Annotated in this window: 12 protein-coding genes and 1 pseudogene; 4 read left to right on the plus strand and 9 right to left on the minus strand. The window is 74.2% G+C overall.

The window, feature by feature from the left end; translation table 11 throughout:
- Positions 1-33 precede the first annotated feature (33 nt).
- From HCC30_RS24460 to HCC30_RS29070, 3 genes are all read right to left on the minus strand, one after another.
- A complete protein-coding gene (locus HCC30_RS24460; protein WP_346776786.1) occupies positions 34-1,488 on the minus strand; it encodes an amidase in 1,455 nt (484 codons plus the stop codon).
- A gap of 93 nt (positions 1,489-1,581) precedes the next feature.
- A complete protein-coding gene (locus tag HCC30_RS24465; protein ID WP_169444937.1) occupies positions 1,582-2,745 on the minus strand; it encodes a hypothetical protein in 1,164 nt (387 codons plus the stop codon).
- The gene (locus tag HCC30_RS29070; RefSeq protein ID WP_169444938.1) at positions 2,742-3,338 is read right to left on the minus strand and encodes an ankyrin repeat domain-containing protein; all 597 of its coding nucleotides are present in this window, start codon (positions 3,336-3,338) and stop codon (positions 2,742-2,744) included. The genes HCC30_RS24465 and HCC30_RS29070 overlap by 4 nt, the downstream gene beginning before the upstream one ends.
- A 514-nt stretch (positions 3,339-3,852) precedes the next feature.
- On the opposite strand from HCC30_RS29070, the gene HCC30_RS24475 reads away from it, so the two are divergent.
- Positions 3,853-4,203 (plus strand): hypothetical protein, encoded by a 351-nt coding sequence (locus tag HCC30_RS24475; RefSeq protein WP_169444939.1) that lies wholly within the window; start codon positions 3,853-3,855, stop codon positions 4,201-4,203.
- On the opposite strand, the gene HCC30_RS24480 is transcribed toward HCC30_RS24475, so the two are convergent.
- The gene (locus HCC30_RS24480) at positions 4,122-5,216 is read right to left on the minus strand and encodes an amidinotransferase (RefSeq protein ID WP_169444940.1); all 1,095 of its coding nucleotides are present in this window, start codon (positions 5,214-5,216) and stop codon (positions 4,122-4,124) included. The two genes, HCC30_RS24475 and HCC30_RS24480, sit on opposite strands and share 82 nt — an antisense overlap.
- A gap of 148 nt (positions 5,217-5,364) precedes the next feature.
- Positions 5,365-5,778 (minus strand): NUDIX hydrolase, encoded by a 414-nt coding sequence (locus HCC30_RS24485; RefSeq protein ID WP_169444941.1) that lies wholly within the window; start codon positions 5,776-5,778, stop codon positions 5,365-5,367.
- A gap of 179 nt (positions 5,779-5,957) precedes the next feature.
- On the opposite strand from HCC30_RS24485, the gene HCC30_RS24490 reads away from it, so the two are divergent.
- The 3 genes from HCC30_RS24490 (at position 5,958) to HCC30_RS24500 (ending at position 9,447) form a co-directional block, all read left to right on the plus strand.
- Positions 5,958-7,031, plus strand: coding sequence for an amidohydrolase family protein (locus HCC30_RS24490; protein ID WP_169444942.1), 1,074 nt, complete (start codon positions 5,958-5,960; stop codon positions 7,029-7,031).
- A gap of 244 nt (positions 7,032-7,275) precedes the next feature.
- Complete coding sequence (locus HCC30_RS24495) at positions 7,276-7,947, plus strand: GntR family transcriptional regulator (RefSeq protein WP_346776787.1); 672 nt, start codon at positions 7,276-7,278, stop codon at positions 7,945-7,947.
- Positions 7,948-8,127: 180 nt separating this feature from the next.
- A complete protein-coding gene (locus HCC30_RS24500) occupies positions 8,128-9,447 on the plus strand; it encodes an amidohydrolase family protein (protein ID WP_169444944.1) in 1,320 nt (439 codons plus the stop codon).
- Between the two features lie 61 nt (positions 9,448-9,508).
- Here the strand turns inward: HCC30_RS24500 and HCC30_RS24505 are convergent.
- The 4 genes and pseudogenes from HCC30_RS24505 to HCC30_RS24520 all read right to left on the minus strand — a co-directional run bounded on the left by HCC30_RS24505 (position 9,509) and on the right by HCC30_RS24520 (position 13,245).
- Positions 9,509-11,676 (minus strand): annotated as a pseudogene (locus HCC30_RS24505) (MMPL family transporter).
- 26 nt (positions 11,677-11,702) lie between these two features.
- The gene (locus HCC30_RS24510; RefSeq protein ID WP_169444945.1) at positions 11,703-12,245 is read right to left on the minus strand and encodes a TetR family transcriptional regulator; all 543 of its coding nucleotides are present in this window, start codon (positions 12,243-12,245) and stop codon (positions 11,703-11,705) included.
- Positions 12,246-12,313: 68 nt separating this feature from the next.
- Complete coding sequence (locus tag HCC30_RS24515) at positions 12,314-13,018, minus strand: hypothetical protein (protein ID WP_169444946.1); 705 nt, start codon at positions 13,016-13,018, stop codon at positions 12,314-12,316.
- On the minus strand, positions 13,015-13,245 hold the full coding sequence (locus tag HCC30_RS24520; protein WP_169444947.1) for a hypothetical protein: 231 nt from the start codon (positions 13,243-13,245) through the stop codon (positions 13,015-13,017). Before HCC30_RS24520 ends, HCC30_RS24515 begins: the two co-directional genes overlap by 4 nt.
- Between the last annotated feature and the right edge of the window lie 149 nt (positions 13,246-13,394).

Genomic DNA, 13,394 nt, shown 5'->3' on the forward strand with positions numbered 1-13,394 from the left:
CGCGGTACGGAGCCCGGGTCGGCGTCCAGTGGCTCACGGCACCGGCGGGGTGAACTCCAGCCGGGGCCAGGGGGCGGCCTGTTCGTAGGCGGCGCACACGTCCAGCAGTGCGCCGTCCGCGAGGTGGCGGCCCATCAGGTGCAGGCCGACGGGGAGGCCCTCGTCGGTGAGTCCGGCCGGGACGGAGGCGGCGGGCAGGCCGGTGAGGTTGGCGAGCGGGGTGAAGGACGTCCAGTGGTCGGAGCCGACCATCCGGCCGTCGAGGAGCTCGGGCCCCTGGACGCCCACGGGGAAGGCGGCCGAGGCCGTCGTCGGGGTGACCAGCAGGTCGTAGCGGGCCATCAGCCGCGCGGTGCGGTGGACGACGGACTTGCGGGCGATGTTGGCGTCGGTGAACTGCTCGGCGGTCCACGGGGTGCGCAGCATCGCGGTGAGGTGCGGGGAGAGGTCCGCGCCGTGGCGGTCGGCGAGTGCGCGCATGCCGGTCAGGTCGCTCTCGGCGGCGACGGTCGCGCGGAAGGCCTCGCCGAAGTCCGGCAGCCCCAGCTCCTCGCCCGTCAACTCCTCGACGTCGGCGCCGAGTTCACGCTCCAGCACCCGTACGGCCCGTTCGGTGACGCGGCGTACCCCGGGGTCGACGGCGACGCGGCCGAGGTCGGGGCTGTAGGCGACGCGGAGGCGCGGCAGGGGGTTGCGCCCTCTCCAGTCGACGTCGCCGCAGGGGATGGAGTGCCGGTCGCGCGGGTCGGGCCCGGCCAGTACCGAGAGGAACAGCGCGGCGTCGGCGACGGTACGGGTCAACGGGCCGATGTGCTCCACCGATTCCCAGCCGGAGACGCCCGGGAAGCGCGCGTCCCGGCAGCTGGGGTAGACCGGGACGCGGCCCATCGACGGCTTGAAGCCGAAGATCCCGCACAGTGCGGCGGGCACCCGCACCGAGCCGCCGCCGTCGCTGCCCAGGGCCAGCGGCCCGAGCCCGGCGGCGACGGCGGCGGCCGCCCCGGCGCTCGATCCGCCCGGGGTGAGGCGCGGGTCCCAGGGGTTGCGGGTGGGCGGGAAGAGCGGGTTGTGGCCGGTGGCGCTGTAGCCGAACTCGCTGGCGTTGGTCTTGCCGAGGACGACGGCGCCCGCGGCGACGGACCGTTCGACGACGATGTCGTCCTCGTCCGGCACGAAGTCGCGGTAGGCGACGGAGCAGGAGGTGGTGCGGATGCCCGCGGTGCTGATGAGGTCCTTCACGCCGAGCGGCACCCCGGTGAGCGGCCCGGCCGGGCGTCCGGCGGCCAGCTCCTCGGCGAGCCGGCGGGCCCGGTGGCGGGCGAGGTCGGGCGTCGGGGTGCAGAAGGCGTTCAGGTGCGGGTCGACGTCCTCGATCCGGGCCAGGACGGCGTCGGTCACCTCGACGGGCGACAGCTCGCGGTCCCGGACGCGGGCCGCGGTCTCGGTCGCGGTCAGACGGCAGATCTCGTCGCGCTCGGCGGTGTTCACGGGTGCGTCCTCGGGTGCGCGGGCGCCGGGCGGCGCCGGTACGGGCGGGCAGTGCGGCCGCCGTCCCGGTCGGGGGCCGGCGGCCGTCGCGGGTCACAGCACGGCGATGCCGAGCGGGCGCCGGCCGGCCGGGAGGCGGCGGGTGTCGCCGCTGTCGAGGTCGACGACGGTGATGCCGTCCCAGTAGCCGTCGCGGGTGAAGCCGCCGGTGACGTACGCGGTGCGGCCGTCCTCGGAGACCTCGGCCGTCTCGTGCGGGCCGTCGAGCGGGATGACCTTCTCCTTGCCGTCCGGGCTGCGGACGGTCAGCGAGGGGCCCTCGTCGGTGGCCGGGTCGATGGGTCCGGTGCCGACGGCGAGCAGCGTGCCGTCCTCGGTGACGGTCGCGCCGTGCTGGTGGGTGTTGGCGGTCATCCGCTCGATCCGCGACTTTCCGGTCCGGGGGTCGACGACGACCAGCCGCTCGCCCTCGAACGGCAGCAACAGGCGTCCGTCGGAGGGGCGTACGGCCGCGTAGTGCGGTTTGAGCCAGGAGCCGAGTCCGCCCTCGGTGCCGTAGGGCGCGACCTCGATGCGCCGGCTCTTCTCCATCGAGGCGGCGCGGACGACGGTGACGTCGAAGCCGTCGTGGCCGGTGGCGTACACCTCGGAGCCGTCGCGGGAGACGTCCACGTCGAAGGGGCGCCGTCCGGTCTCCGCGGTCCCGGTGACCTTCAGGGTGCGGGTGTCGACGGCCTCGACGGTGCCGTCGTCCCCGGGCACGTTGACGCCGACGTAGACGTGGTCGCCGTCCGGCGCGAGCGCGATGCCCATGCCGCCGCCCCGGTACTCGCCGTACGTCGCGGGGCCGAGGTTGCCGGTCTCGTAGCGGACGACGTCGAGCAGCCTGCGGCGCTCGGTGTCGACGACGGCGACGCCCTCGGCGGTGGCGACCCAGGCGCGGCCGTCCTCGCCGACGGCCAGACCGTAGGGCGCGGTGCCGACCTTCACCGAGTCGACGGGGCCCTCGTCCGGGTCGACGAAGGTGACGGTGTCGGCCCCGAAGTCCGTGACGAGCAGGGTGCCTTCGGGGGTGCGGGCGCGGTCGGACGTCTTCGCGCCGGAGTCCGTCGCCTCGGGCTTTCCTGCCTGTGCGGGCCGTTCCGGACCGTCGGGGGACTCGGCGGAGCCGCAGCCCGTGGCCAGGGCGGCGAGGGCGGTGGTGAGCGCGGCGGCGGCCAGGGCGCCGCGACGGCCCCCGGGGTGCCGGCGCGTCACCGTACGGCCCGCAGGAGTGCGGCGATCTCGCGGAAGCCGAGGCGCTCGGCGTGTTCCAGCGCGGTGACGCCCTCGCCGTCGGGCAGGCCGGGGGTGGCGCCCGCCGTGACGAGCAGTTCGACGATCTCCTGGTGGGCACGGCCGCCGTCGCCGAGGATGACGGCCTCCAACAGGGCGGTCCAGCCGAGCCGGTTGACGTGGTCGACGTCGATGTCGGTCTCGCGCAGCAGGGCGCGGACGTAGTCGACGTGGCCGCGTTCGGCGGCGGGGATGAGGGAGACGCCGCCGAAGCGGTTGCGCAGGGTGAGGTCGGGCCCGGCGGGCAGCAGGACGCGCATCATGCGGACGCTGCCGGTGACGCCGGTGACCAGCCAGGGGCTGTCGTTGCGGTCGTCCTGCGCGTCCGGGTCGGCACCGGCGGCGACGAGCAGCGCGGCGGCCTCGACGTGGTCGCCGAGGGCGGCGAGCAGCAGCGGGGTGCGGCGGTGGCCGTCGCGGGTCTCGGTGCCGGCGCCGTCGGCGAGCGCCGCGCGTACGGCGTCGGCGTCGCCCGCCTCGGCGGCGGTCAGCAGGGCTCGGTCGGCAGGGGACACGGGGAGGCTCCTCGGGTGGATCAGGGCGCGCAGCGCGTTCAGGGTGGTCCGGGTCCTCGTGCGCACCACGATGCCGACGCCGGACCTGAGGCCCGCACGGATCCGGGCCGGGTCGAGGACCCGGCGGCACACGGTACGGGGGGCTTTGTGCGCCGCCGGGGGCCGGGTGGGCGCGCGGCCGGGGGCGCCGGCTCCGTCGCGCGGGGGATGAGGGGTGCGGGAGGTGCCGGGGCGCGGCGCTGGGGTGTTCTCGACGTGCCGCACGGTCAACCTCCGGAATCCGGCGGGGCGTCGCCGTCCGTCGGCGCCGCCCGCTCCGGGTTCCATGCTGGCCCCGGTGCGGGGCGCGCCGGGTCGGCGTACCGGCTGGCGGTGCGGGGCGGGTCGGTGGACCCCGGGGTCGGCCGATCGGTTGACCCGGAATCCGGGACGCGGGGCGACAATGCGCGCTGCCGTGCCACCGGCTGGACATTGGCCGTGTGCCCCGGGCGCGGGCCGGGCGCAGCATCGCGGTATGCGACACGTACAACTCCCCCTCGCCCGGACCGTGGCCGAGGAGACGCGGCGGCGCCGGCGGGTGCTGCGCGCGGTGCTGACCGGGGCGTTCCTCGCCACCTGTGTGCTGACCGATCTGGCCGACCACGCCTGGGACCACTCGCCGGTGACGGCCGAGCCGGAGGCCCTCGGCTACGCGGCGGCCGCGGCGGGCACGTGCGCGCTGTGTGTGGCGAGCGCGGTGCGGCTGCTCCGGCTGTGGGTGCGGGAGCGGGGTCCCGGTCCGCTTCAGGGGCAGTACGACTCGAGGGTGCCGCGGCGGCGGATGTCGAGCGTGGCGCAGTGGAAGGAGCCGCCGAACGGCGCGTAGTGCAGCAGGTCGCAGGGAACGGGCTCGAATCCCCACTTCTCCAGGGCACGCAGCATTCCGGTGTGGTGGCGTTCGGCGATGACGCGTTTCCCGTCCAGCACGAGGACGTTCATGCTGAGCCATTTCCCGCACATCGAGGTGAGTTTCAGCAGCCGGTCGTCGATCGGGTCGGGTTCGGGGGCGATCAGCACGTCCCAGGAATTCAGTGCCTCGGGCAGCCGGCCGACGTCGACGTACTCGGGGTTCACGAGGACTTTTCCGGGGGCGAGGGGCAGGAATGTGGTGTCGATGTGCATGGGGGTGCGGCAGCTGCTCTCGATCTCGTGAATGCGGTATCCGGGGCCGAGGTGCCGGCGGAGCCATTCGATGCCGGTGCGGTTGGTGACGTTGCTGCGGGTCACGAAGAGGTCGCGGCCGGCGCGTACGAAGTCGGCGGCGTCGAAAACCGGCTCGAACTCGGTGAGGACGTACCGCATGGGCTCCCCCTCGGCGGGCGGGCGGAAGCCGTCCACGAAGAGCTCGTCGGTGAGCTGCGGCCTGGGTGCGGCGGTCCAGCGGGCGCCGCGCCGGAAGTAGTCCTTGAGCAGCTCGCGGTAGGAGTGCGTCTCGAAGTAGCGGCAGGGCCAGGCCATCGGGGTCTCGATGATCTCGTCGCCGATGACGAGCATGCTGTCGCGCGGGCAGGTGTTGCAGAATCCGCGGGAGGACCATTCGGGGGTGCGGAAGCGCTTTTTGTGGTCGACGGCTTCCGGGCGCCGCACGGTGACGCCGAGGGATTCCAGGAGCGCGATGAACCCGTCGAGTTCGCGCTGGGCGCGTTCGACCAGAACGCGCGGGTACTTGAACCCTGCGGCCGGCCGCTGGACGTGCGTGGCCCAGCGGGGAACATTGCAGGAGACGACCGGGTGACTGGACGGAATCGTCGCCCCTTCGAGGCGGCCGACGACGATTTCCTCCAGCGGGTCCCATTCGTTGTGCGAACCGACCGGCGAGGCAAGGGACTCCCCCACCATCTCCCACCACTTTCGTCCGGAGAATTCCGTATGGGGGACGCACCCTATCCAACGCCCGCGGTCTGCCGGGGATTTCGGGGCCCGGACGAGGTGGCACGGCTGCGGGCCGAATCCGGGGGCGACGTCGCGGTGTTCGGCAGTTGGGGCCTCAGGGGCCGAGCAGCCGGTCGAGGTGGGCGCGTACCGGCGGGAAGAGGCCGTGCGGGAGCCGGGCGGCGGTGAGCCAGGCGACGGCGTCGATCTCGGCCGGTGCCGCGACGTGCGCGCGGCCGGCCAGTACCCGGCAGGCGGTGTAGACGACGGTGCGGCCGGTGTGCGGGTGGATGCGGCGGCCGAGCGGGGCGACGGGCGCGAGCGTCAGTCCGGTCTCCTCCAAGGTCTCGCGCACGGCGGCCTGTTCGGCGCTCTCCCCCGGTTCGACGGCCCCGGCCGGGAACTGCCACCGCAGCCCCGGTTCGGGGACGCGCCGCCGCACCAGCAGCACCCGCCCGGCCTCGGCCACCACGGCGGCGGCGATCCGAGGCCCGTACGCGTTCCCGCCGTCGTTCCCGTGCGCCGTCATCGGGCCATTGTGCGGGAGGGGCGGGCACGCGTGTGGGGTGCGGGAAGGCGCGGGGTGCGGTGCCACGGAGGTGCGAGTGATCGCCCGGGTGGCTGATTCGGGGCGAGGCGCACCGACCGGAGGGGCCGGCTGCGCCAGAGTGACGGGCGACCGAACCGCCGCGCTCCCCTGGAGACTTGATGAACCGCCGCTTAGCTCTGTCCGGCACCCTGATCGCCCTGGCCGCGCTCACCGCGTCCCCCTCGGCCGCGGCACCGGCCGACCCGGACTGCTTCGACCGCGAGAAGCGCCCGTACACCTCGGTGGTCGACAGCCACCTGCACTTCCGTCCCTTCGGCGGGCCCGCGATCCCGTTCGAGGAGATGACGGGGTACCTGCGCGACACCGGGGTGCGCTACGCGAACGTGTACGGGATCGGGCAGACGCTGCCGGCCGGGTCCGACTGCACGTACTACCTGAGCTGCCCGGGCACGAAGGTCACGCCCAGCATGAAGAACGACTTCGCCAACGCGCGCGACCTGCTGGACCACACCCCGGAGGACATCCAGCTCACCCTGTCCATGACCTTCCCCGACCTGGCCAACCCCGAGGGCGTGCTGGAGAGGATGAAGCTGCTGGAGGAGGAGTACCCGGGCAGGTTCCGGTGGATGGGCGAGGTCAACCTCGTCAAGCAGGCGCTGCTGAAGAACGCGCACGAACCGGCGGACAAGGCCGACATCGCGGCCTGGGCGCCGTTCATGAAGGAGCTGCGCGACCGGGACATCCCGCTCACCATCCACTCCGACCTCGGCAACGACCGGGACCGCACCAAGTTCCTGCCGCTGATGCGGGAGGTGCTGGAGCGCTATCCGGACAACGAGATCGTGTGGGCGCACATGGGCCTGTCCAAGGAGCTGTCCACGATGGACCCCGCCCAGCACACGGCGATCCTGGGGCAGTTGATGGACCGGCACCCGAACCTGGCCGTCGACATCAGCTGGCGGGTGCTGTACGACCAGTACTTCTCGAAGCGTGAGGCGCGCAGGCACTACGTGCCGTTCCTGAACCGGTACGCGGACCGGGTCCTCCCCGGCACCGACTTCGTCGCCTCGCGGGACAAGAACTTCCAGGTGTACAAGGACGAGTTGGAGGTCACCAGCCGTATCAACCGGTATCTCGACGACAAGGCGTTCCGTCAGATCGCCCTGGGCCAGAGCTACTTCGACCTGGTCGGCCTGAAGGACAAGGCCCCGCGCGTCTGCGAGCGCGCCTGACGGTTCCCCGGGCCGGCGCCGCACGGGGGTGGTATACGAAGCGGACTCCGTGCCGCCCCCGTCGGCCCGGCGGCCCGGACCGGTGCCCGGGGGCCGCCGAGACGGTATACCGGACGGCGGACGTATCGTGGCCGTCGGGCCGGCGTCGCCCGCGGCGGGCCGGCAGCGGCCCGGCGGACGGCGTCCCCGTGACGGCGGGAGAGGGCCGGGCGCGACGCGGCCGCGACGGAAGGTGCGGGAGACGGTGGGCAGCACAGGACCGGCGGTGGCGCGTGCGCCGCTGGGCGAGCAGGCACGGGACGCGGTACGGGAACGCGTCATCGACGGCCGGTACCCGCAGGGTTCCCGCCTGGTCGAGCGCGAGATCGCCGAGGAACTGGCCATGTCCCGCGTGCCGGTGCGCGAGGCGCTGCGCTCCCTGGTCACCGAGGGGCTGCTGGAGCTCCTGCCGCACAGCGGTGTCCGCGTGCGGCGGCTGGAGCGCTCCGACGTGGAGCAGCTGTACGAGGTGTGGGAGCCGCTCGCGGTGCAGGCGAGCAGGCTCGCCGCGCGGCGCGTGGCCGAGCACGCCCCGCAGGACCCGCCGGGGCTCGACGCGCTGCGCACCGCGCTCCGCCGGGCCGACGACGCGGCGGCCGTCGGCGGCGGAAAGCCGGAGGTCACCGCGAACGTGAGCTTCCACCAGCGGATCGTGACGCTCAGCGGCAACCGCCTGCTGGAGCGCACGATGGAGCCCCTGGTGTGGCAGCTGCGGCTGCTGTTCGGGCTGAACACCGAGCCGCAGCACATGCGCGACCAGCATCACCGCATGTACGCGGACATCACCTCGGGCGAGGAGGAGACGGCGGCGGCCTGCACGCTGCTGCACGTCCGCGACAGCCGCCGCGCGGCGCTGCGCAGCCTCCCGCACGGCTGACCGGGCTCCGCGCTTTCTGTATACCAATCCTGGGAAGATCTCCCCGCACATCCGGCATAACGGCGCCGACCCCTTGCCCGTACGGCTGCTCCGGTATACAAACGCGCCGTGGCCCCGTGCGCGTCCGCGCCCACGGGGCCGCCCCACGCCCCTCCCCACTCCCCCAGTCAGGAGCAGCCCATGTGCGTCGACCCCGCCCCGCCGCCGCCCTCCGCCCTCACCCGCCGCGGGGTCCTCGCGGGCGCCGCCGCGCTGGCCGGTACGGCCGCCGCGCTCACGCCGGCCGCTTCCGCCTCCGCCGCCGCGCCGGCCCGCGCCGCGGGCTCCGGGGGCGGCCGGGTACGCGGCGGTGACCTGGTCATCGAGGGCGGCACGCTGCTCGACCCGGCCACCGGGCACGTCACGGAGGACGCCGTCGTCGTCATCGCGGGCGGTTCCGTGACGGCGGCCGGCACCCGCGACGCCACCCGCGGCGCCCGCGGCCGGCTGTCCTCCGGCGCGGAGGTGCTGGACGCGCACGGCCGCTGGGTCCTGCCCGGTCTGACGGACGCGCACATCCACCTCAACACCGTCGCCGAGGCGGGCGACGCGCTCCGCTTCGGCGCCACCAGCGCCCGCAGCGGCTCGACCGACTTCTTCCAGGACGTCGCCGTCCGCGAACTCGCCCGGCAGGCCCCGGAGCAGGCGCCCGCGCTGCGCGCCGCCGGTGTGTTCGTGACCCCGGACCTGGCCGACACCCTGCTCGCCGACCCCGAACTCACCGAGCTGGCCCGCCTGAAGGACGGGGTGCGCGAGGCCGACGCGCTGCGCCGCGTCGTCCGCGTCAACCTCGGGCGCGGCGTCGACGTCGTCAAGACCCGGGTGAACGAGCGCGCGGGCATGCCGGACCAGGACCCGCTGACCCAGGTCTACGACCGCGAGCAGCTGTCCGTCATCGTGGACGCGGCGCGGCGCGGCGGGGCCGGGGTGCTGTGCCACAGCTACAGCGAGAAGGGCTGCCACGACGCCGTCATGGCGGGCATCCGCAGCCTGGAGCACGGCGTGTTCGTCGGCGAGCGGACGCTGCGCGAGATGCGCCGCCGCGGCACCTGCTTCACCCCGACGCTCACCGCGATCGCGGGCATGGTCGACTCGGACGACCCGGTGCTCGCCGAACGCGGCCGCACCTACCTGCCGGTGCTCAAGGAGGCCGTGCGCACGGCGCACGAGCTCGGGGTGCCGCTGGCCGCGGGCACGGACTCCTCGGGCGGCGACGTCGAACCCGTGGGCCGCGAGGCCGAGTTGATGCGCGAGGCGGGCCTGCCCGCGCTGGACGCGATCCGTACCGTCACCACCGGCGCGGCCGAACTCCTGGGCCGCGCCCGCACCTCGGGCCGGCTCGCCCCGGGCTTCGCGGGTGACGCGGTGCTGCTGGACGGGGACCCGCTGAAGGACGTCGGCGTCCTGAAGCGGCCCGTGGCCGTCGTCCACGCGGGTCTGCGGGTGCCGAAGAAGAGCTGACCCGCCCCGGAAATGGCGAAGGCCCTCCCCGGGAGCGGGGAGGGCCTTCGCGTGCGGCGGATCAGACGCCGACGGTTTCCCGTTCGGGTGCCTGCTGCTGTTCGGGCAGCCGACGGAGGCGTTCGCCCTCGATGTCGAGGTCGGGCAGCGCCTTGTCGACGGGGCGGGGCAGCCACCAGGCGGCCCGGCCGAGCAGCGACATCACGGCGGGGACCAGCGTCATGCGCACGATGAACGCGTCGACGAGCACGCCGACGGCGAGTGCGAACCCGATGGACTTGATGATCGGGTCGGGCATGAACACGAAGCCGCCGAAGACCGCGGTCATGATCAGCGCGGCGGCCGTGACCACCCGCGCGTTGTGCCCGAGGCCGTTGACGGTGGCCTGCTGCGCGGTGTCGCCGTGCACGAAGTCCTCGCGCATCCGGGAGACGAGGAAGACCTCGTAGTCCATGGCGAGTCCGAAGAGGATGCCGATCAGGAGGATCGGCAGGAAGCTCACCAGCGGGCCGGGGCTGTCGACGCCGATCAGGTCGGCGAGGTGCCCCTGCTGGAAGATGGCGACGGTGATGCCGAACGTCGTGCCCACCGTGAGGAGGAAGCCGAGCGCGGCCTTCAGCGGCACCAGCACCGAGCGGAACACCAGCATCAGCAGCAGCACCGAGAGGCCGACGACCAGCAGCAGGTAGACGGGGAGCGCGTCGGCGAGCTTCGCGGAGACGTCGATGCCCAGCGCGGTGGCCCCGGTGAGGGCGATGTCGGCGCCGCCGACCCCGTCGAGCCGGTCGCGCAGGTCGTGCACGACGTCCTCGGTCGCCTTGTCCGTCGGTCCCGACTCGGGTATGACGGCGAGCAGCGCGGTGGTGCCCTGCTCGTTCAGCTGCGGCGGGGCGACGGCGAGCACGCCGTCGGTCTTCTGCACGATGCCGGCCGCCTGCTTCGCCGCGGCGCCGGTGGACTTGGCGTCGTCGCCGGAGACGACGGCGACGAGGCGGCCGTTGAAGCCCTCGCCGAAGCCTCGCTGATCAGATCGTAGGCCTCACGGGGCGAGGAGCCCTCGGCGGCGGTGCCCGCGTCGGGCAGGGCGAGGCGCATGTCCTGCACGGGGGTGGCCAGGACGCCGAGGCCGAGGATGCCGACGAGCAGCACGGGGACCCGCAGCCGGGTCACCCAGCGGCCCCAGCGGAAGCCGAAGCCCTCGCGGGCGGCTTCGCCGGACGCGGCCTTCGCGCCGTCACGTTCCTTGCGGGGCAGCACCTTGCGGCCCGCGAAGGCGAGGACGGCGGGCAGCAGGGTCAGCGCGACCAGTACCGCGACCGCGACGGTGCCGGCGGCCGCCAGGCCCATGACGGTGAGGAACGGGATGCCGACGACGGCGAGTCCGGCGAGCGCGATGACCACCGTCGCGCCCGCGAAGACCACGGCCGAGCCGGCGGTGCCGACCGCGCGGCCCGCGGCCTCCTCGGGTTCCTTGCCCTCGGCGAGGAACTGGCGGTAGCGGGAGGTGATGAAGAGCGAGTAGTCGATGCCGACGGCCAGGCCCAGCATCAGCGCGAGGATCGGCGCGGTGGAGGTCAGTTCGACGACGCCGCTGAGCGCGTACAGTCCGGCCATTCCGGCGGCCACCCCGACCAGCGCGTTGACCAGGGTCATTCCGGCGGCGACGAGCGAGCCGAAGGTGATCACGAGGACCACGGCGGCGACCAGGACGCCGAGGATCTCGGTCGAGCCGACCTCCGGCTGAGCGGTCATCACCTCGCCGCCGTGCTCCACCCGCAGGCCCTCGGCGTCGGCGCCGGCGGACTCGTACGCCTCGCGCTGCGCGTCGGTGACGTCCTGCGCGGGCTTGTCGAACTGGACCTGGACGAGCGCGTAGCGCCCGTCCTTGGATACGGAGCCGGTCTTGAACGGGTCCGTCGCCGCGGTCACGCCCGGTACGTCGGCGGCCTCGCGGACGACGGGTGCGACGGCGGACGGGCTGAGCTTCCCGTCGCCCTCGGGGGTGAGGACGATGGTGCCGGTGGCGCCGCTGGCCTGGGGGAACTCCTCGGCGAGGGACTCCATGGCGCGCTGGGACTCGGTGCCCGGCATCGTGAACTTGTCGGTGGTCGGGCCGCTGAACGCGGCGGCAGCCCCGCCCAGCAGGGCGAGCAGGAGCAGCCAGACGGCGGTGACGCGCCCCCGTCGGCGGAAGGAGAACCGGCCGAGCCGGTACAGCAGGGTCGCCATGCGAAGTGTCGTCTTTCCTCGGTGGTTCAGTGGTCGTGGCCGAGCGTCCGCAGGGCGCTGCGGATCATCCCGTCGCGGAGCACCTCGTGCGGTACGTCGATGTCGCCGGCGCTGGTGACGAAGACGCCGCCGAGCACCATGTGCGCGGCCACCCGTGCCTCGGCGTCGGAGGAGCCGCCGGCCATGGCGGTGAGCAGTCCCTCGGCCAGGTCGCCCACGCCCAGCGCGGGGTGGCTGGCCATGCGGGGCAGGTCCTCCAGGAGGATGCGCAGCTCCCGGCGGAATCTCAGGGCGAGGTCGACGTAGCCGTGCACGGCGCGGGTGACGGCCTCCTCGCCGTCCAGGGCCGCGAGTTGTCCGTTCAGTTCCGCGAGGCCCGCGCCCGCCGGGGTCAGCAGCTCGGTGAGGATCGCGTCCTTGTTGGCGAAGTGGTAGAGCAGCGACGCCTTGGAACAGCCCGCGTCCGTGGCGATGTCCTGGAGCGAGGCGCCCCGGAAACCGTGCAGGGCGAAGAGGTCCAGCGCCGATTCGAGAATCTGTCCCCGCAGGGCGGTAGCGGAACGTGCCATGCCGTCGAGCGTAACTGTCCGATCGGTCAGAACTGACCGATCGGACAGCCGGTTCGGGGTGAAACGCGTCACCCGCCCGAGGTGTCCGGGGACGGCGCGACGGGGGTGGCGTGGCGCCAGTACTGGCGGGTGGACTCCTCGCGCACGACCAGGCCCAGCCGGGCCAGTTCGGCGCGGAGTTCGCGGGCGTCCCGGGCGTCGCCCTTCGCGCCCAGGGCGCGCTCGCGGGCGGCGAACAGCGCATCGGCGCCGGCCGGGAGGCCCGCGGCGCCGCGCACCCAGCGGCGGAAGTCCGCGCCGTACGGGTCGCCGTCCGCCCACGGCCAGCCGTGCGCGGTGAAGGCGGCGGCGAGGCGCTGCGGGTTCAACCCGCTCTTCTCACGGGCGAGTTCGGTGCCGTCGGGGGCGAGCAGCACGAGCCGGCCGGCGTCGCGGAAGGCGAGGCCGGTCCCGGCCCGGGTGAAGGTGCGGGGCGCGTCGCGGACGTCGAGCTCCACGTCCGCGTCGGAGACCCGGACGGTGAGCGCCTCGTGCGCCGCGAGCAGGCCGAGGGCCAGCCCGCCGAGCAGGCCGACGGCGGCCGCGCCGCCGGTCCGCCACGGTTCGGGCACGGAGGTGACCAGCCGGGCCGGGCCGTCCACCGGCGACCAGGGCAGCCCGAGGAGCCATGCGGCGAGCGGCGGCAGCAGCGCACCGGCCGCCGCCCCGGCGAGGGTCAGCGCCGCCGCGGTCAGCCGGACCCGTTCGGCGACGGTGGTCCGCGCGGCGCTCACGCCCGCTCCCGGGGCCCGGCCGCGCGGCGGCCCAGGGACTCGCCCGCGCCGATCACGGCGGCGCCGAGCACCACCAGGCCGATCCCGGCGTACAGCTCGTAGCCGCTGAACAGGCCGACGCGGCGCACCAGTCCCCACAGCCGGAACCAGCCCAGCAGCTCCTGCCCGAGGGCTCCCAGGCCCTGGAGGATCAGGACGGCGCCGAGGAATCCGAGTACGTTCTTCATGTCCGCGACGCTAGGGACCGCGGCGGGGGCCCGGCGTCGGCCGAAGGCAGCGGGCCGTGCGACGCCGGTATCCGGGGGCGGCCCGGTTGTCGTCCGAAGGTCTACGGCGGGTCGTCCGAAGGTCTCGGGGCGGTGCCCGTTCCCGTGCG

This window comes from Streptomyces sp. HNM0574 (assembly GCF_012726235.1).
GTDB lineage: Bacteria > Actinomycetota > Actinomycetes > Streptomycetales > Streptomycetaceae > Streptomyces.

Bases quoted from the DNA above. Each gene is read 5' to 3' on its own strand.
- HCC30_RS24475 (WP_169444939.1), top strand. From the start codon at position 3,853: ATGCGACACGTACAACTCCCCCTCGCCCGGACCGTGGCCGAGGAGACG.
- HCC30_RS24480 (WP_169444940.1), bottom strand. From the start codon at position 5,216: ATGGTGGGGGAGTCCCTTGCCTCGCCGGTCGGTTCGCACAACGAATGG.
- HCC30_RS24485 (WP_169444941.1), bottom strand. From the start codon at position 5,778: ATGACGGCGCACGGGAACGACGGCGGGAACGCGTACGGGCCTCGGATC.
- HCC30_RS24490 (WP_169444942.1), top strand. From the start codon at position 5,958: ATGAACCGCCGCTTAGCTCTGTCCGGCACCCTGATCGCCCTGGCCGCG.
- HCC30_RS24500 (WP_169444944.1), top strand. From the start codon at position 8,128: ATGTGCGTCGACCCCGCCCCGCCGCCGCCCTCCGCCCTCACCCGCCGC.
- HCC30_RS24510 (WP_169444945.1), bottom strand. From the start codon at position 12,245: ATGGCACGTTCCGCTACCGCCCTGCGGGGACAGATTCTCGAATCGGCG.
- HCC30_RS24520 (WP_169444947.1), bottom strand. From the start codon at position 13,245: ATGAAGAACGTACTCGGATTCCTCGGCGCCGTCCTGATCCTCCAGGGC.